The following is an 18,921-nucleotide window of genomic DNA, read 5'->3' on the forward strand; positions in this document are numbered from 1 at the left end:
TGACCAACAAGGCCGGTACCGACCTGGTGATCAAGCTGAGCAACGGTGAGACGATCACCATCGCCGCCGGTTCGAAAGAAGCGTCGATCACCATCGATGCCCCAAGCGACGACGTCTACGTCGATGCCGAAAACCTGAGCGTGACCGTTACCGGCACCACCGGTGGTGACTTCGAGAAGCTGGACGTCAGCAGCACTGCGGCTGTGACCAAGGTCACTGACACCATCGACACCACTACCGTCACCCTGACCGCCACGCAAAGCGTGGTCGAGGGCGGCGTAGTGACCTACACCGCGTCGGTTAACCACAAGGTCACCGGTTCCGATCTGGTAGTGAAACTGGCCAACGGCCAGACCATCACCATCCCGGTGGGCGAGTCGTCGGCTTCGGTACCGTTCACCGCGCCGAACAACGTCCATAACACCAACCTGGACCTGACCAACAAGATCACCGACATCTCGGGCGGCAATTACGAGAAGACCGTGGCCGTTGGCGAGCCGGTGACCACCGTCACCGACAACCCGGCGACTCCGGACGTCACCACGCTTACCCTGACCGCGACGGACACCGTGGCCGAAGGCGGCAAGATCACCTACACCGCTACCTTGACCAACAAGGCCGGTACCGACCTGGTGATCAAGCTGAGCAACGGTGAGACGATCACCATCGCCGCCGGTTCGAAAGAAGCGTCGATCACCATCGATGCCCCAAGCGACGACGTCTACGTCGATGCCGAAAACCTGAGCGTGACTGTCACCGGCACCACCGGTGGTGACTTCGAGAAGCTCGACGTCAGCAGCACTGCGGCTGTGACCAAGGTGACCGACACCATCGACACCACCACCGTGACCCTGACCGCCACGCAAAGCGTGGTCGAGGGCGGCGTGGTGACCTACACCGCATCGGTCAACCACAAAGTCACCGGTTCGGACCTGGTGGTGAAGTTGGCCAACGGCCAGACCATCACCATCCCGGTGGGCGAGTCGTCGGCTTCGGTGCCGTTCACCGCACCGAACAACGTGCACAACACCAACCTGGACCTGACCAACAAGATCACCGATATCTCGGGCGGCAACTACGAGAAGACCGTGGCCACCGGCGAGCCGGTGACAACCGTGACCGATGGTCCAGGTACCAAGGACGTTACTCACCTGACCCTGAGCGCGACGCCGACAGTTGCCGAGGGTGGCAAGATCACCTACACCGCTACCTTGACCAACAAGGCCGGTACCGATCTGGTCATCAAACTGAGCAATGGCGAGACCATCACCATTGCGGCTGGCTCGAAGGAAGCTTCGATCACCATCGATGCGCCAAGCGATGATGTGTATGTCGACGCTGAAGTCCTTCAGGTAAAAATGACCGAAACTTCGGGTGGTGACTTCGAGAAACTGAATGTAAACAGCGGCGCAGCGGTGACCAAGGTTACTGACACCATCGACACCACTACCGTGACGCTGACGGCGACTTCGACCGTCGCTGAAGGTGGCGTGGTCACTTACACCGCGTCGGTCAACCACAAGGTCACCGGTTCCGATCTGGTGGTGAAACTGGCCAACGGCCAGACCATCACCATCCCGGTGGGTGAGTCGTCGGCTTCGGTACCGTTCACCGCCCCGAACAACGTCCACAACACCAACCTGGACCTGACCAACAAGATCACCGACATCTCGGGCGGCAATTACGAGAAGACCGAGGCCGTTGGCGAGCCGGTGACCACCGTCACCGACAACCCGGCGACTCCGGACATCACCACGCTCACCCTGACCGCGACGGACACCGTGGCCGAAGGCGGCAAGATCACCTATACCGCCACCCTGACCAACAAGGCCGGCACTGACCTGGTGATCAAGCTGAGCAACGGTGAAAGCATCACCATCGCTGCGGGCTCGAAAGAAGCCTCGATCACCATCGATGCGCCGAGCGACGATGTGTATGTCGATGCCGAAAACCTGAGCGTGACCGTTACCGGCACCACCGGTGGTGACTTCGAGAAGCTCGACGTCAGCAGCACTGCAGCCGTGACCAAGGTGACCGACACCATCGACACCACCACCGTGACCCTGACCGCCACGCAAAGCGTGGTCGAGGGCGGCGTGGTGACCTACACCGCATCGGTCAACCACAAAGTCACCGGTTCGGACCTGGTGGTGAAGTTGGCCAACGGCCAGACCATCACCATCCCGGTGGGCGAGTCGTCTGCTTCGGTACCGTTCACTGCACCGAACAACGTCCACAACACCAACCTGGACCTGACCAACAAGATCACCGACATCTCGGGTGGCAACTACGAGAAGACCGTGGCGGTTGGCGAGCCAGTGACCACGGTCACCGACAACCCGGCGACTCCGGACGTCACCACGCTCACCCTGTCTGCGACGGATACCGTGGCCGAAGGCGGCAAGATCACCTACACCGCCACCCTGACCAACAAGGCTGGTACCGACCTGGTCATCAAGCTGAGCAACGGTGAAACCATCACCATAGCCGCCGGCTCGAAGGAAGCCTCGATTACCATCGATGCCCCAAGCGACGACGTGTACGTCGATGCCGAAGACCTGAGCGTGACCGTCACCGGCACCACCGGTGGCGACTTCGAGAAGCTGGACGTCAGCAGCACTGCGGCTGTGACCAAGGTCACCGATACCATCGACACCACCACCGTGACCCTGACCGCGACTTCGACCGTCGCTGAAGGTGGCGTGGTGACTTATACCGCTTCGGTCAACCACAAGGTCACCGGTTCGGACCTGGTGGTGAAGTTGGCCAACGGCCAGACCATCACCATTCCAGTGGGCGAGTCGTCGGCATCGGTGCCGTTCACTGCACCAGACAACGTCCACAGCACCAACCCGGATCTCACCAACAAGATCACCAATATCTCGGGCGGCAATTACGAGAAGACCGTGGCCGTAGGCGAGCCGGTGACCACTGTCACTGACAATCCGGCCACTCCGGACATCACCACGCTCACCCTGACCGCAACGGACACCGTGGCCGAAGGTGGCAAGATCACCTACACCGCTACCTTGACCAACAAGGCCGGTACCGACTTGGTGATCAAGCTGAGCAACGGTGAAAGCATCACCATCGCTGCGGGCTCGAAAGAAGCCTCGATCACCATCGATGCGCCGAGCGACGACGTGTACCTCGATGCCGAAGACCTGAGCGTGACTGTCACCGGCACCACCGGTGGCGACTTCGAGAAGCTGAACATCAGCAACTCTGCAGCTGTGACCAAAGTCACCGACACCCTCGATAACACCGGGCTGACCCTGACTGGCACTCCTACCGTCCAGGAAGGTGGCCAGATCACCTACACCGCCACCTTGACCAACAAGGCCGGCACCGACATGACCATCAAGCTAAGCAACGGTGCCGTCATCAGCATCGAAGCGGGCAAGCTCTCCGGTAGTGTTACCGTTCCGGCGCCTACCGATGACGTCTATATCGATGCAGGCAACGTTTCGGCGAAGATCACCGAAACCAGCGGTGGCAACTTCGAGAAACTGAATGTCAGCGATACGGCGGCGGTCACTGCGGTAACGGATACCATCCAGACCACCACCCTCAGCATCAGCGGCACCTCCGCGGTCGCCGAAGGTGGCGATGCCACGTACGTCCTGAACCTGACCAACAAGGCCGAGAGCGACGTCACCGTCAAACTGACCTACACCGGCACCGCGGCCGATGGCACGGACTACACCGGCGTGGCCACCGTGGTGATCAAGGCCAACAGCACGCAGGCAACGTTCACCATCCCGACCCTCAAGGACAACTTCACCGAGGGCACCGAGCATTTCACTGTCAAGATCGATTCGGCCACTGGCGGCAACTTCGAGAAGCTCGACATCAGCTCCAGCGCCGGCAGCGTGACCACCCAGATCTTCGAGCCAGCCCCGGTTCTGGACCTGGATGGCAACGACTCCAGCGGCAAGACCGGTGCCGACTACCAGACCACCTTCACCGAGAACCAGCCAGGCAGTGGTGTGTCGATCGGCGATGTGGACGTCACCATCACCGACTTCGACAGCTCGAAGCTGACTGGCGCGACGGTCACCCTGACCAACCGCCAGCCGGGTGACGCGCTGAACCTGGGCAACAGTGTCAACGGCATCTCGATCAATGCCAACAGCACCGACGGCAAGGTAGTCCTGACCCTGAGCGGCGCTGCATCGCTGGCCGACTATATCCAGGCGATCAAGAACATCACCTTCATCAACAGCAGCGAGAACCCGAGCACCACGCCTCGCATCATTACCGTGACGGTGACCGACGGCGTTAATACCTCGAACACCGCCACGACCACGGTGAATGTGATCGCAGTCAACGACGCACCGGTTGCCACCGGCGGCGCTGTCACTGGCGTCGAAGACACGCCGCTGGTGCTGACCTGGAACGACTTCAACATTTCCGACGTCGACAGCGCCCTGTCGAGCCTGGGTGTGACCTTCACCCAGCTGCCAGCGGGTTCCCTGCAGCTCTTCAACGGCACCGCCTGGGTCAACGTCGCCCAGAACCAGACCGTCAGCCAGGCCGACATCGCTGCCGGCAACCTGCGGTTCGTGCCGAAACCCAACGAGTCGGGTATCGACGGATATGGCGGAACGGGCGTCGGCAACAAGCAGGCCGACTATGCCCAGATCAAGTACAAGCCTACCGACGGTACCGCTGCTGGTGGCGAGGCCACGCTGAAGGTCGATATTGCACCTGTAGCCGACAAGCCTGGCCTGAACATCGGCAGCAACACCCCCGATTCGCTTGGCCTGACCAAGGAAACCTGGAACAGCCTCACGGGCCTGGGCACCAACGGCAACGGCATCAGCGGTACTGCGCTGAAGAACGTGTTCGCCAACTCTGGCAGTGCCAGCAAGACCGAGCAGGTTACCAGCGCCGATTCGGGCGGTAGCGTTGCCGCCGGCACTGGCTCCAAGACCTCCGGCCTGATCTACCTGGAAGCCGGCCAGACCTACACCTTCAGCGGCACCGCCGATGACAGCCTGCAGGTCTACATCGGCAAAACCAGCGTGGTCGGCGCCACCTGGGGGGCGGGCGGTACGATCTCCGGTAGCTTCTCGCCGCCTGTCAGCGGCTACTACACCCTGGAGATCTACCACGCCAACCAGTCCGGCCCGGGTAGCCTGGATATCAACGTCAAGGTCGGCAACGGCCCGGTGACCGACCTGAGCAGCTCGGCCATCCCGATGTACCCGAACGTTGCGGCGATGGGTAACGCCGGGCTTTCCGTGTCCGATTTCCATGGCAGTGACGGGCAGGGCTACTACGACGGCTACAAGCTCAACGAAGGGCCGGAGAACGGCACCGTCAAGCTGGTTGGCATTTCCACCAACCTGACCGACACTGACGGCTCCGAGAGCCTGAGCGTCAAGCTGGACGGCATTCCGGCAGGTTCGGTGCTCAGCGATGGCGCCGGTCATACCGTAACCGTCGGCGCCACTTCGGTTGACGTCACCGGCTGGAGCCTCAACGGCCTGAGCATCAAACCGCCGGCGTACTACCAGGGCAGTTTCGATGTGAAGGTCACCTCGACCGCCACCGAGAGCGTGGGCGGCAGCAAAGCCTCCACCGAAGGCACGATCAAGGTAACTGTCTATCCGGACACCTACACCGCCAACAACCTGACCACCGACAGCGACAGTTTCACCGGCACCGCCACCAGCGACATCATCGTTGCCGACATCAGTGGCCTGCATGTGACGCCGGGTCAGGACTACAACATTGCGTTCATCGTCGATACCTCAGGCAGCATGGGCAGCGCGGTCGATGCCGCGCGCAACTCGTTGAAGTCGGTGTTCGATACCTTGGCCAACAGCGTCAAGGGCGCGCAGTCCGGTACAGTGAACATCCTGCTGGTGGACTTCTCCACCCAGGTGAACAGTACGGTTTCGGTCAACCTGGGCGACAAGAACGCGTTGAGCACGCTCTACACTGCGCTCAATACGCTCTATTCCAGCGGCTCGACCAACTACGAGGATGCCTTCAAGACCACCGCCAACTGGTTCAAGCAATTGATGGACGCGGGCAACACCGGCAGCCGCCAGACGTTCTTCATCACCGACGGCCAGCCGAACGTGTACCAGGCTGGCGAACGTGAGGGCACCTTCAAGAACATCGGCACCACGGTGGATTCCGTGCTCAAGTCGATCAGCTACAAGTTGGGCGACGTGGTCACCAACAAGATGGTGGGCAGCGACAACCGCTTCAGCATCGATGCCAAAGGCAACATGACCGCCGAGTACTGGGGCAAAAAGGGCTGGACCAACGACAGTGGTGCGTCTGGACAGCTGCATGCCCAAGGTGATGGCACCTTTGAGTTCTCCTACGCTGAAAGCGGTTACTACTATGTGGACTACAACTCGCAACAAAGCTTCCTGTTGCTGTCCAACCTGTCTGGCGTGGAAGCCATCGGCCTGAACAGCGCGGTCAATGTCAACGACCTGAAGCCCTACGACACCGATAGCAAGCCGCAGACCAACATCGACCCGAGCAAACTGGCGGAAGCGATCCTGGGCCACACCGAAGCCACCGTGCCGGGCAATGACACCGTCAACGGTGGTGATGGCAACGACATCATCTTCGGTGACCTGGTGAGCTTCGGTTCGGTCGCCGGCAACGGTGTCGAAGCCATACAGGGCTATGTCGCAGGCCAGCTGGGTGTGGCCCTGGGTGATGTCGACGGTCGCGTGCTGCACAAGTACATCGTCGAGCACGTCAGCGAATTCGATGTCTCGCGCAGTAACGATGGCAATGACATTCTCAACGGTGGTGCGGGCAATGACCTCCTGTTCGGCCAGGGCGGCGACGACACCCTCGACGGTGGCAAGGGCAATGACATCCTGATCGGTGGCCTGGGCAAGGACACTTTGCTCGGTGGTGAAGGCAATGACATCCTGCTTGGCGGCAAGGGCGATGACACCATGACCGGTGGCAGCGGTGCCGACACCTTCGTATGGAAGGCTGGCGATACCGGCAATGACGTGATCAAGGACTTCAAGGTGGCCGAAGGCGACCGCATCGACCTGAAGGACCTGCTCCAGGGCGAGAAGGGCAGCACCATCGACAACTACCTGAAGCTCACCACGGTGGAAGGCACGACGACGCTGCAGGTCAGCAGCGAAGGCAAGCTCAATGCCGCCGGTGGTATCGCCAACGCCGATGTGACCATCAAGCTGGAAGGGGTGAACTGGTCCAACACCACGATCAACTCGTTGATCAGCGGTGCTGACCCGACCATCATCGTCCACAACAAGGACAGCTGATGCGCCAATGGGCTGCCCTGCAGCCCATCGCCATCACCGGCTTCAGGCTGGCGCTGTCCCTGTAGGAGCGGCCTTGTGTCGCGATGGGCTGCAGAGCAGCCCCCAGGTCTCCGGCATTGTTGCCGAAACCGTGGGGCCGCTTTGCGGCCCTATCGCGACACAAGGCCGCTCCTACAGGGCGCGTGCCTGGGCCTTTCCCGCAACTCCATGACAGCGCATACTCTGGCGCCGGGCCGGCGTGCCTGGTGATCTTTGCCTATGCTGCTGTCTACCACCAAGGAACCAATGTGACGAGGGACACCGCCATGTTCTACGTGCAACGCGATGCCGCTGGCCAGTTGCTGCGGGTAGAAGCAGCCGCTTTTGACGAGTTCACCGAAATGCTCCCCGCCGACCATGCCGATATCCAGGAATGGTTTGCCCATGACGTGGTGGAAAACAGCCTAAACCAGCTCAAGCAAAGCGACCTCGACATGATCCGCGTGCTCGAGGACCTGATCGATGTACTGACCGCCAAGGGTGTGTTCAAGATCACCGACCTGCCCCCCGGTGCGCAGGCCAAGCTGCTCAACCGTTCTACAGCGCGCAAGGCGCTCAGCAGCCTGAACAACCTCATCGATGAAGAAGAGCAGGGCGGCTTGATCTGATTGCGTAGCACCCCTGGCAGCAGTGCTATGGTTATTCTTTAACGGTATTTAAAATAAAGCTCTTATGACTTTATAGTCACTTCCACTGCGTACCCGTCGACCAATCGATGCGCCGCACGACTTGAACCCACACGGGAAATCCCCGTGCGTTTCTGATCGTTGCGCGCCATTGAAGTCGCGCACTGCGTGGGAGTGAAAAATGTCAGCCGCCTCGAACGCCTTGTCGATCATCGACAGCGCCCAGCCGCAACGCTTCGAAATCCGCCCGTTCTCCGGTGCCGTGGGCGCCGAGATCATCGGCCTGGACCTGGCCAAACCGGTCAACGCCGAGGATTTCGCCCGTATCCATCGCGCCCACCTCGACCACCATGTGCTGGTGTTCCGCGACCAGCGCATCAGCCCCGACCAGCAGATCGCCTTCAGCCGCCGCTTCGGCCCATTGCAGATCCATGTGCTCAAGCAGTTCCTGCTCGCCGGCCACCCCGAGATCCTGATCGTTTCCAACATCGTCGAAAACGGCCAGAACATCGGCCTGGGTGATGCCGGCAAGTTCTGGCACTCGGACCTGTCGTACAAGGAGCTGCCCAGCCTCGGCTCCATGCTGCATGCCCAGGAACTGCCCGACGAGGGCGGCGATACCCTGTTCGCCGACATGCACAAGGCCTGGAACGCCGTACCCGCGGCCCTGCGCAAGGTCATCGAGGGCCGTGATGCTGCGCACTCCTACACCGCCCGTTACGCCGAGACCAAATTCGAAGGCAACTGGCGCCCGACCCTGACCGCCGAGCAACTGGCGCAGGTACAGGAAGTCATCCACCCGGTGGTCCGTACCCACCCGGAAAACGGCCGCAAGGCGCTGTTCGTCAGCGAAGGTTTCACCACCCGTATCGTCGGCCTGCCAAGTGACGAAAGCCGCGACGTGCTGCAACAGCTGTATGCCCTGAGCGTGCTGGAGCAGAACATCTACCGCCACCAGTGGCAGCCCCACGACCTGGTGTTCTGGGACAACCGCTCGCTGATCCACCTGGCCACCGGCTGCCCCGCACACCTGCGGCGCAAGCTTTACCGCACCACCATCCAGGGCGATGCCCCGTTCTGACGACTGAGGAAACCCATCATGCGTAAATCCATCAGCCGCCTGGCGGCAAGCATCGGCCTGGGCGCAAGCCTGGTCGTAGGCAGCCTGGCGGCCCCCGCCGCGGCGCAAGCAGAAGGCAAGATTCGCATCGCCGAACAGTTCGGTATTGTCTACCTGCTGCTGAACGTAGTGCGTGACCAGCATCTGATCGAAAAACATGGCAAGGAGCAGGGCATCGACATCGAAGTCGATTGGGCCCAGCTGTCGGGTGGGTCGGCCATCAACGACGCACTGCTGTCCGGTTCGGTGGACATCGCCGGTGCCGGCGTCGGTCCACTGTTGACCGTGTGGGACCGTACCAAGGGCCGACAGAACGTCAAGGCCGTGGCCTCGCTGGGCAACTTCCCGTACTACCTGGTCAGCAGCAACCCCAACGTGAAGACCATTGCCGACCTCTCCGACAAGGACCGCATCGCCGTGCCGGCGGTAGGCGTTTCGGTGCAGTCGCGCTTCCTGCAATACGCCGCCGCCCAGCAATGGGGCGACAAGGAATACAACCGCCTCGACAAGTACACCCTGGCCGTGCCGCACCCGGATGCCACTGCCGCGCTGCTGGCCGGCGGCACCGAACTCAACGGGCACTTCTCTAACCCGCCGTTCCAGGACCAGGTGCTGGCCAACAAGAACGTGCACGTGGTGCTCAACAGCTACGACCTGCTCGGCCCCAACTCGCCGACCTTGCTGTTCGCCACCGAAAAATTCCGCAAGGACAACCCCAAGACCTACAAGGCCTTCGTCGATGCGCTGGCCGAAGCCGCTGACTTCGCCCAGAAGGACAAGGCGGCCGCCGCCGACACCTACATCCGCGTGACCAAGGCCAAGATCGACCGCGACACGTTGATCAAGCTGATCGACAACCCGCAGTACGAATTCACCGTCACGCCAAAGAACACCTACAAGCTGGCCGACTTCCTCTATCGAGTAGGCGCCATCAAGCACAAGCCGGAATCGTGGAAGGACTACTTCTTCCAGGATGAACGCCCGCTGCAGGGGAGCTGACCGATCATGACCGCCCCATTGCCAGGCCACACGGCCAGCAACCTGAGCCGTGTCGCAACGCCGCCTTTGCTCAAGGTGGATAACCTCAGCCTCGAATACCGCACCGCGCAACGCGTGGTGCGGGCCACCCACCAGGTCAGCTTCGAAGTCGACCGTGCCGACCGCTTCGTGCTGCTCGGCCCCTCCGGCTGCGGCAAGTCCACCTTGCTCAAGGCCGTGGCCGGGTTCATCTCGCCCCAGGAAGGGCAGATTCTGCTGCAAGGTCAGCCAGTCAGCGGCCCAGGCCCCGACCGCATCGTGGTGTTCCAGGAGTTCGACCAGCTGCCGCCATGGAAGACGGTGAAACAGAACGTCATGTTCCCTCTGCTGGTGTCGGGCCAGCTGAAACGCGCCGAGGCCGAGGAGCGGGCGCTGCACTATCTGGAAAAAGTCGGCCTGGCCGCCTTCGCCGATGCCTACCCACACACCCTGTCGGGCGGTATGAAAGCGCGCGTGGCGATTGCCCGGGCCTTGGCCACGCAGCCGAAGATCCTGCTGATGGACGAACCGTTCGCGGCACTTGATGCGCTGACCCGGCGCAAGATGCAGGAAGAACTGCTGCTGCTGTGGGAGGAGGTGCGTTTTACCCTGCTGTTCGTTACCCACTCCATCGAAGAGGCTCTGGTGGTTGGCAACCGCATCCTGCTGCTGTCGCCCCACCCGGGGCGGGTGCGAGCCGAAGTGCACAGCCACCAGTACGACTTGGGCAGCCTGGGTGGTAGCGACTTCCAGGCCAGTGCCCGGCGCATCCATCGTTTGCTGTTCGATGAGGCGGATGCCCCCGAACAGCCCGACGATCTTGGTTTCAACGATATCCGTATCGCCTACTGACAGGAGCTTCAGCCATGACCACTACACCTGTACGCCAGGAATACGAGGTGCAGCTGGAGCCTTTGCTCAGTGTGCCTGTGGAGCGCAACCTGCCGTTGGCTCAGCGCCTGTGGCAGCACGGCTGGTTGCGCAAGGCGGTCATCCTGCTGGTGATCGCCGTGCTGTGGGAGGCCATTGCCCGCTACCAGGGCAACGATCTGCTGCTACCAACCTTCCTGCAGACGGCCACGGCGCTGTGGGACGGCATGGTCAGCGGTGAGTTGCCGGCCAAGGTTGGCGTGTCGCTGGTGATTCTGCTCAAGGGTTACCTGCTGGGGATCATCCTGGCCTTCGGCCTCACCAGCTTGGCGGTGTCGACCCAGCTTGGGCGCGATCTGCTGGGCACCCTGACCTCGATGTTCAACCCGTTGCCGGCGATTGCCCTGTTGCCGCTGGCTTTGCTGTGGTTCGGGCTGGGCGACAACAGCCTGATCTTCGTGCTGGTGCACTCGGTGCTCTGGGCGCTGGCGCTGAATACCTATGCGGGTTTTCTCGGCGTGTCGGAAACCCTGCGCATGGCCGGGCGCAATTACGGCCTGAAGGGGCTGCGGCTGGTGCTGCATATCCTTGTCCCGGCGGCGCTGCCATCAATCCTCTCGGGGCTGAAGATCGGCTGGGCGTTCGCCTGGCGTACACTGATCGCTGCCGAGCTGGTGTTCGGGGCCAGCAGTGGCAAAGGCGGGTTGGGTTGGTACATCTTCCAGAACCGCAACGAGCTGTACACCGACAAGGTGTTTGCCGGGTTGGCGGTGGTGATCCTGATCGGCTTGCTGGTGGAAGGGCTGGTGTTCAATACCCTCGAGCGGCTGACGGTGCGGCGCTGGGGCATGCAGCGCTAACTGGTATGCCTGTGCCGGCCTCTTCGCGGGCTTGCCCGCTCCCACAGGAAAACCACACACTTCAGAATCTGTAGAGTACCTGTGGGAGCGGGCAAGCCCGCGAAGAGGCCAGCACAGGCTAAAAATTCTGGTACTGCGCCGCCGCATTGCTCAGGATCTTGCCAATCTCCTCCCGCAAGCCGCCCGGCTGCTCCACCACCACCCCATCGCCATGGCTCAACAGCCACCAGCGCAACGGCCAGCCGTCACTCACCGTAGCCTGCAACCGATGCCCGTGCTCCAAGGCCGTCAGCTGCATGTCGCTACTCAACGGCGCAACCCGCAACTGCCGCGCCAGCGTATCGCTGATCCGCGCCACCAACTCCACCCCCTCGCCCCGAGCCGGTTGCAGCGCATCACCGCGCAGGTGCGTCAACAAGTCGAAATTGCCGCGCAAGTCGCCCACTGCGCTCGCCGACCAATGCCAGCCAAACGGGATGCTCTTGTCATTGCGCTCCAGCGGAAATATCAGCGACAGCTCATTGAGATCACGCTCGACAGTGCGTTTGCTGACAGTGAAGCCCACGTCACGCAGGCGCCAGACCAATTCGGCGCTGGTAATGCCTGGGGAGCGGCTGGGCAACTGGCGCAGCAGCGCCCACTGTCGGCTGAGGGTGGCGCGAGTTGTGGCGAACGGCAAAAGATAACGTCCTTGTCTAGGCTTGCCGCAATAGGATGGCGGCAGGCGTGGGTCATGGCAATTGGCCACAGCCTGCTCAGATCAAGGAAGTCGCATTTGGTTGCCTGGCGCCGAATCGTTCGCGACAGGTTTTGACGTTACGTCACGCAGAATCACGCCTCATCACAGCCGAAGGTTGGGGTTGTGTGTCGTTCAATGAGGATGAACATGTCTGCTGCCAGCAATATCCATTCGCTGCTTGCCCGCCTTTTGCCCGAGCGGGTCATTGCCCCACCGGCCGCTGTCGGGAGGCGACAGCGACTGTTTGCCGGGATAGGGTTGCCCAGCCAGCGCTCGCTGCTGGTCAGCCGCCTGGACGAAGCCAGCGACTTGCAGGCGGTGTACGTCGACCTGCGCCGCCAGGCCTTGCAAGGCAGCGTGGCGGCGCTCAACGACCTTGGCTGGATCTGGCTCAACGGCAAATACTGGCGTGCTGACACCGTGTTGGCCGGCCACCTGTTGCGCATGGCGGCCCTGCAAGGCAATGCCGCGGCATGGTTCAACCTTGGGCAGCAACATTACTTTGGCAAAGGCATCGAGCCCTCTTACATGCAGGCGGCGGAGTGCTACCGGCAGGCTTTCGAGCGGGGCATGCTGCATGCCGCTGCCGCGCTGGGTGACCTGTACGAGGAAGAGGTGTGTGATGGCGGCCTGCAGTGGCAGGTCGACCTGATACAGGCCTACCAGTGGTTCCTGCGCGGGGCCGAGCAGGGCGAGGCACGCTGCCGTTTCGAGGTGGGCTACCGGCTGATGCATGGGCTGTACGTGGAGGCTGATCTCAAGGCCGCGCTGTACTGGCTGGAGCTGGCAGCTGCTGCGGGGGTGGTACAGGCGGCCGAAGAGCTGGCGGTGCACTTCAGCAGCCGTGACGAGGGCCGCTACCAGGAGTGGCGTGACCGGGCGGTGCAGATGGGCAGTACATTGGCCTTGACCATGAAGCTGGAAGACCAGATTCAGCCCTGAATTTGCTGCTGCTTGTCCGGGCCCTTTCGCGGGCTCGCCCGCTCCCACAGGAATTGCACAAATTTCAGGTCCTGTGAGGTCCCTGTGGGAGCGGGCAAGCCCGCGAAAGGGCCAGTAAGACAAAAGCATGAACAACATTTCACCCGGGCTATCCGTCACCCCCGGTTGACGACAGGGGGAGGCACAGGCGTATATTGATAGTTAGCAAACTATGAATATCCTTGGTTCCTGTCATGTCCCTTGATCTCCTGCGCCTGCAAGTCAGCAGTGGCATGGTGGTTGCCGCCCGCCATTGGCGGCGCATCTGCCATACCGCCCTGACCGGTTACGGCATTTCCGAGGCCTGCGCCGCGCCGTTGCTGATGATCGTGCGCCTGGGTGACGGCGTGCATCAGGTGGCCGTGGCCCAGGCCGCCGGCCTGGAAAGCCCGTCGCTGGTGCGCCTGCTCGACCAGCTGTGCAAGGCTGGCTTGGTATGCCGCAGCGAAGACCCACTGGACCGCCGCGCCAAGGCCCTGAGCCTGACCGCCGAAGGCCGCACCCTGGCCGAGTCCATCGAAGCCGAACTGGTGCGCCTGCGCCGCGAGGTGCTGCATGGCATCGACCAGGCCGACCTGGAAGCCGCCTTGCGCGTGCTGCGTGCCTTCGAAGCCGCCGGCCTGGGCAACACAGGCGGGGCAGCATGAACGGTTTCTTCAGCTCGGTGCCCCCGGCCCGCGACTGGTTCTATGGCGTGCGTACCTTTGCCGCCTCCATGATCGCCCTGTACATCGCCCTGCTCATGCAGTTGCCGCGCCCCTATTGGGCCATGGCCACGGTGTACATCGTCTCCAGCCCGTTCCTTGGCCCCACCAGCTCCAAGGCCCTGTACCGTGCCGTGGGCACGCTGCTCGGTGCCGGCGGGGCGATTTTCCTGGTACCACCGCTGGTGCAGTCGCCGTTGCTGCTGAGCATCGCCATCGCCCTGTGGACCGGCACCTTGCTGTTCCTTTCGCTGAACCTGCGCACCGCCAACAACTACGTGCTGATGCTGGCCGGCTACACCTTGCCGATGATTGCCCTGGCGGTGGTCGACAACCCGCTTGCTGTGTTCGACGTGGCGTCTTCCCGCGCCCAGGAAATCTGCCTGGGGATCGTCTGCGCGGCGGTGGTCGGGGCGATCTTCTGGCCACGCCGGCTGGCGCCGGTTGTAGTCGGTGCCACTGGTAGCTGGTTCGCCGAAGCGATCCGCTACAGCGACACCTACCTGGCCCGCCAGGCCAGCGCAGACCAGGTTGGCGGCATGCGCGGGGCGATGGTCGCCACCTTCAACTCGCTGGAGCTGATGATCGGCCAGCTCGGCCATGAAGGCGCTGGTCCGCACACCCTGAAGAATGCCCGCGAGTTGCGCGGGCGCATGATCCACCTGCTGCCCGTGATCGATGCCCTCGACGACGCCCTGGTCGCCCTCGAAGGCCGCGCCCCGGCACAGTTCGCCCAGTTGCAACCGTTGCTCGATGCCGCCCGCGAATGGCTCAAGGGCACCGTCGACAGCGCCTCCGTCGCCCGCTGGACCACCCTGCACGAACAGATCGAACGCCTGCAGCCCGGCGCCGCGGCCCTCGACCAGCGCGCCGAACTGCTACTGTCCAACGCCCTGTATCGCCTGACCGAATGGGCCGACCTGTGGCAGGACTGCTGCAGCCTGCAACATGCCCTGCGCAGCGACGATTCCAAACCCTGGCGCGCGGTGTACCGCCACTGGCGGCTGGGCCGCCTGACGGCGTTCTTCGACCGTGGCCTGATGCTGTATTCGGTGGCCTCAACCGTGCTGGCGATCGTTGTCGCCTGCGGCCTGTGGATTGGCCTGGGCTGGAACGACGGCGCCAGCGCAGTGATCCTCGCCGCCGTGTCGTGCAGCTTCTTCGCCGCCATGGACGACCCGGCGCCGCAGATCTACAGGTTCTTCTTCTGGACGCTGATGTCGGTCATCTTCTCCAGCCTGTACCTGTTCCTGGTGCTGCCCAACCTGCACGACTTCCCGATGCTGGTGCTGGCCTTCGCCGTGCCATTCATCTGCGTTGGCACCCTGACCGTGCAGCCGCGCTTCTACCTGGGTACCTTGCTGACCATCGTCAACACCTCGACCTTCATCAGCATCCAGGGTGCCTACGACGCTGACTTCTTCACCTTCCTCAATTCCAACCTGGCCGGCCCCGTGGGGCTGCTGTTCGCCTTCATCTGGACCCTGGTGATGCGCCCGTTCGGCGTGGAGCTGGCAGCCAAGCGCATGACCCGCTTCGCCTGGCGCGACATCGTCGAAATGACCGAGCCGGCCACCCTGGCCGAGCACCGCCAGGTCGGTGTGCAGATGCTCGACCGCCTGATGCAGCACCTGCCGCGCTTGTCGCAAACCGGGCAGGACAGCGGCGTGGCACTGCGCGACCTGCGCGTGGGGTTGAACCTGCTCGACCTGCTGGCCTATATGCCGCGTGCCGGGCAGCAGGCTCGCGAGCGCCTGAACACGGTAGTCGAGGAAGTCGGCGCGCACTACGCCGCCTGCCTGCGCGCCGGCGAGCGCCTGCACGCCCCGGCCGCGCTGCTGCGCAACATGGAGCGCGCGCGCCTGGCGCTGAACCTGGATGAACTGTACGAGCGCGGCGATGCCCGTACCCACCTGCTGCACGCGCTGAGCGGCCTGCGCCTGGCGCTGCTGCCGGGCGTGGAGGTGATGCTCGAGCCAGCCGAACAACCGCAACTGCCCCCCGGCCTCGACGGAGCGCCCCTGTGATTGGTGAACTGGATATCAGCGGGGTATTCCTGCCCACGCTGCTGGTGATGATGTTTGGCACCTACCTGCTGTTCCTCGGGGTGCACGCGGTGCTGGTGCGCCTGCATTTCTACCGCCTGGTCTGGCACCGGGCGTTGTTCAACGTTGCTCTGTATGCCGTGCTGCTTGGTGCGGTGGACCACTTTTGCCGAAACCTGATGCTGCCATGAAAAAACCTTTGCTGACCCTGGGCCGTGTGGTCCTGACCTTGCTGGTAGTGACCTTCGCCGCCGTGCTCGTGTGGCAGATGGTGGTGTACTACATGTTCGCCCCCTGGACCCGCGACGGCCACATCCGCGCCGACGTGATCCAGATTGCCCCGGACGTGTCCGGGTTGATCCAGAAGGTCGAGGTGCGTGACAACCAGACCGTCAAGCGCGGCGATGTGCTGTTTACCATCGACCAGGACCGCTTCACCCTGGCCCTGCGCCAGGCCAAGGCGACCTTGGGTGAGCGCCAGGAAACCCTGGCCCAGGCCTCCCGCGAAGCGCAGCGCAACCGCAAGCTGGGCAACCTGGTGGCCGCCGAACAGCTGGAAGAAAGCCAGTCCCGCGAGGCCCGTGCCCGTTCCGCCGTCAGCGAAGCGCAGGTGGCCGTCGATACCGCCCAGCTCAACCTCGACCGCTCGGTGGTGCGCAGCCCGGTGGACGGTTACCTGAACGACCGAGCACCGCGTAATCACGAATTCGTCACCGCCGGCCGCCCGGTGCTGTCGGTGGTCGACAGCGCCTCGTACCACGTCGATGGCTACTTCGAGGAAACCAAGCTTGGCGGTATCCACATCGGCGATGCCGTGGACATTCGCGTCATGGGCGACAACACCCGCCTGCGTGGCCATGTGCAAAGCTTCGCCGCCGGCATCGAAGACCGTGACCGCAGCAGTGGCGCCAACCTGTTGCCCAACGTCAACCCCGCATTCAGCTGGGTGCGCCTGGCCCAGCGTATTCCGGTGCGCATCGCCTTTGATGAAGTGCCGCAAGACTTCCGCATGATTGCCGGGCGAACCGCCACGGTGTCGATCATCGAGGGCCAGCGCCCATGAAACAGCTGATCCTGGCGGGGCTGTGCCTGTCGTTGGGGGCCTGCATGATGGTCGGCCCCGACTATGAGGTGCCGAAGGACGCGGCGGTGCAACGCAGCGACCTCAACGGCCCGCTGCGCCAGGATGCCGACAGCGTGGTATCGGCACCGGTGCCTGAGGACTGGTGGCAGCTGTATCAGGATCAACGGCTGAACGAGCTGGTGCGCCAGGCCCTGAGTGCCAACACCGACCTGCGCGTGGCTGCCGCCAACATTGCCAAGGCGCGCGCCCAGGTCGAAGTGGCTGAGTCGCAAGGTGGCTTCAACGGCGGCGTCAAACTTGGCGCCCAGCGCCTGCAGGAATCGGGCGAGGCCTTCCTGCTGCCAGAGAAAGTGCCGGTGGCCAACATCGGCGAAGCCATCATCAGTGCTTCGTACCAGTTCGACCTGTGGGGTACTTTCAAGCGTGGCACCGAGGCGGCCAAGGCCAATGCCGACGCAGTGCAGGCCGCCGCCGATACCGCCCGCATCACCTTGGTGGCGGATGTGGTCAAGGCCTACACCCAAGTGTGCTCGGCCAACGAGGAATACCACATTGCCCGCGAGTCGCTCGATCTGCAGGAGCAGAGCGTGAAGCTCAACCAGCGCCTGCGTGATGCCGGGCGTGGCGACGAAACCCAGGTCACCCGCTCGCAGACCCAGTTCAAATCCTTGCGCGCCGAACTGCCACGCTTCAAGGCGGAGCGCGAGACGGGCATCTATACCCTGGCTGCCTTGTTGGCAAAACCGGTCGACCAGCTGCCTGCCGGCACTGCCGATTGTGCCGAGCTGCCGCACCTTAACCAGCTGGTCCCGGTGGGCGATGGCGCGGCGTTGCTCAAGCGCCGTCCAGACGTGCGCCAGGCCGAACGGCAGCTGGCCGCTGCCACTGCCTACATCGGCGTGGCCACCGGCGCCCTGTACCCCGACATCAGCATCGGCGCCCAGGTTGGCACCATCGGTATCCTCGAGAACCTTGGCGAGCCGGCGACCAACCGCTGGGGCTTCGGCCCGCAGATCAGCTGGACCATCCCCACCAATGGCACCCGCGCCCGCATTCGCATGGCCGAAGCCTCGACCCAGGCAGCCCTGGCGAATTTTGATGGGGTAGTGCTGAACGCCATTCGCGAGACCCAGACCCGCCTGGCGCAGTACAGCGCCCTGCTGGACCGGCGTGACGCGCTGGCCGAGGCGGAGAAGTCGGCCAAGGAAGCGGCGGACCAGACGCACCGGTATTACCAGGCGGGGCGTGAATCGTTCCTGGCCGACCTGCAGGCGACGCGTACCTATACCGACATGCGCGCGCAGCTGGCAGCGGCCAATAGCCAAGTGGCTCAGGGGCAGATTGGAGTGTTCCTGGCGTTGGGTGGGGGGTGGAAGGACACCGCCAAGCCTTGAGGCCCAATCGCCGGCAAGCCAGCTCCCACAGGTACTCCACCGCCTTTGAGACCTGTGGTTCACCTGTGATAGCCGGCTTGTGCATGCCTTGAAGTTGGTCCGGACCATGTGGGAGCTGGCTTGTGCATGCCTTGAAATTGGTACGGACCATGTGGAAGCTGG

Annotated in this window: 13 protein-coding genes; 12 read left to right on the forward strand and 1 reads right to left on the reverse strand. The window is 63.0% G+C overall.

The genetic code is table 11. The features are described from left to right. From CAG34_RS29335 to CAG34_RS18815, 6 genes are all read left to right on the forward strand, one after another. Window positions 1-7,280, forward strand: a 7,280-nt coding sequence (locus CAG34_RS29335; protein WP_305880218.1) for an immunoglobulin-like domain-containing protein, incomplete at its 5' end; no start/stop codon positions are given. A 305-nt stretch (window positions 7,281-7,585) separates the two neighbouring features. Continuing rightward, window positions 7,586-7,927: a hypothetical protein gene (locus tag CAG34_RS18795; RefSeq protein ID WP_025337260.1), complete on the forward strand. Its 342-nt coding sequence runs from the start codon at window positions 7,586-7,588 to the stop codon at window positions 7,925-7,927. Window positions 7,928-8,126: 199 nt separating this feature from the next. Continuing rightward, complete coding sequence (locus CAG34_RS18800; protein WP_085591748.1) at window positions 8,127-9,026, forward strand: TauD/TfdA family dioxygenase; 900 nt, start codon at window positions 8,127-8,129, stop codon at window positions 9,024-9,026. 18 nt (window positions 9,027-9,044) lie between these two features. Further along, entirely contained in the window at window positions 9,045-10,064 is a 1,020-nt protein-coding gene (locus CAG34_RS18805) for an ABC transporter substrate-binding protein (protein WP_025337262.1), read from the forward strand. Window positions 10,065-10,070: 6 nt separating this feature from the next. Next, window positions 10,071-10,934 (forward strand): ABC transporter ATP-binding protein, encoded by an 864-nt coding sequence (locus CAG34_RS18810; protein WP_085591750.1) that lies wholly within the window; start codon window positions 10,071-10,073, stop codon window positions 10,932-10,934. Between the two features lie 14 nt (window positions 10,935-10,948). Then, window positions 10,949-11,812, forward strand: a complete 864-nt coding sequence (locus tag CAG34_RS18815) for an ABC transporter permease (RefSeq protein WP_015268522.1) — start codon at window positions 10,949-10,951, stop codon at window positions 11,810-11,812. A gap of 118 nt (window positions 11,813-11,930) precedes the next feature. Here CAG34_RS18815 and CAG34_RS18825 read toward each other — a convergent pair whose 3' ends face one another. Continuing rightward, the gene (locus CAG34_RS18825; protein WP_025337264.1) at window positions 11,931-12,491 is read right to left on the reverse strand and encodes a WYL domain-containing protein; all 561 of its coding nucleotides are present in this window, start codon (window positions 12,489-12,491) and stop codon (window positions 11,931-11,933) included. A gap of 207 nt (window positions 12,492-12,698) precedes the next feature. On the opposite strand from CAG34_RS18825, the gene CAG34_RS18830 reads away from it, so the two are divergent. The 6 genes from CAG34_RS18830 (at window position 12,699) to CAG34_RS18855 (ending at window position 18,759) form a co-directional block, all read left to right on the forward strand. Continuing rightward, the gene (locus CAG34_RS18830) at window positions 12,699-13,493 is read left to right on the forward strand and encodes a tetratricopeptide repeat protein (RefSeq protein ID WP_085591752.1); all 795 of its coding nucleotides are present in this window, start codon (window positions 12,699-12,701) and stop codon (window positions 13,491-13,493) included. Between the two features lie 233 nt (window positions 13,494-13,726). Then, window positions 13,727-14,179 (forward strand): MarR family winged helix-turn-helix transcriptional regulator, encoded by a 453-nt coding sequence (locus tag CAG34_RS18835; protein ID WP_025337266.1) that lies wholly within the window; start codon window positions 13,727-13,729, stop codon window positions 14,177-14,179. Next, window positions 14,176-16,263 (forward strand): FUSC family protein, encoded by a 2,088-nt coding sequence (locus CAG34_RS18840; protein ID WP_085591754.1) that lies wholly within the window; start codon window positions 14,176-14,178, stop codon window positions 16,261-16,263. The genes CAG34_RS18835 and CAG34_RS18840 overlap by 4 nt, the downstream gene beginning before the upstream one ends. Next, complete coding sequence (locus tag CAG34_RS18845; RefSeq protein ID WP_003255905.1) at window positions 16,260-16,472, forward strand: DUF1656 domain-containing protein; 213 nt, start codon at window positions 16,260-16,262, stop codon at window positions 16,470-16,472. Before CAG34_RS18840 ends, CAG34_RS18845 begins: the two co-directional genes overlap by 4 nt. After that, window positions 16,469-17,344: an HlyD family secretion protein gene (locus tag CAG34_RS18850; RefSeq protein WP_010951565.1), complete on the forward strand. Its 876-nt coding sequence runs from the start codon at window positions 16,469-16,471 to the stop codon at window positions 17,342-17,344. The genes CAG34_RS18845 and CAG34_RS18850 overlap by 4 nt, the downstream gene beginning before the upstream one ends. Beyond that, window positions 17,341-18,759 (forward strand): efflux transporter outer membrane subunit, encoded by a 1,419-nt coding sequence (locus CAG34_RS18855; RefSeq protein WP_085591756.1) that lies wholly within the window; start codon window positions 17,341-17,343, stop codon window positions 18,757-18,759. The genes CAG34_RS18850 and CAG34_RS18855 overlap by 4 nt, the downstream gene beginning before the upstream one ends. Window positions 18,760-18,921 lie beyond the last annotated feature (162 nt).

The organism is Pseudomonas sp. B14(2017), assembly GCF_002113255.1.
GTDB classification, from domain to species: Bacteria; Pseudomonadota; Gammaproteobacteria; order Pseudomonadales; family Pseudomonadaceae; genus Aquipseudomonas; species Aquipseudomonas putida_Z.